Source organism: Paraclostridium dentum (assembly GCF_012922555.1).
GTDB lineage: Bacteria > Bacillota > Clostridia > Peptostreptococcales > Peptostreptococcaceae > Paraclostridium > Paraclostridium dentum.
The window spans coordinates 1-333 of sequence record NZ_WIPK01000184.1 but is presented as its reverse complement, the minus strand read 5'-3'; the positions used below and the strand labels follow the sequence as shown (position 1 = coordinate 333).

Annotated in this window: 1 protein-coding gene; it reads right to left on the bottom strand. The window is 59.8% G+C overall.

Annotation, left to right across the window (positions count from 1 at the left end; genetic code table 11):
- Nucleotides 1-194, bottom strand: a 194-nt coding sequence (locus GFJ41_RS18585) for a DcrB/PsbP domain-containing protein (RefSeq protein ID WP_206001631.1), incomplete at its 3' end; no start/stop codon positions are given.
- Nucleotides 195-333 lie beyond the last annotated feature (139 nt).

Genomic DNA, 333 nt, shown 5'->3' with positions numbered 1-333 from the left:
CCGGGGAACTCGACTTCGCTGCTAGGGTTCCACTTTGCCGGGACTAACAGCTTGAATCCATCTCCTGCATATGGTTTGAACTCTGTGTTTGTCTTTGGCTTCCCAAAGATGTTGGCAGATTCTCCATAGGCAGCATCAGCAGGGGCAACCTTAGTGCTGACGGCGGCAGCCCCAATGAGAACGGTGAGGGCCAACCTCCGGGACAAGACGGCGGCGCCGGCGTCGGAATCTTGATTCTCGGCCGGCTGCTTCTGGGCCCTGCAGACCAGCTGGGCGGGCTTCAGCGACGGCGCGTGGCGAGTAGAAGTCGTCCTTGCTGAGGTGGAGAGTGCT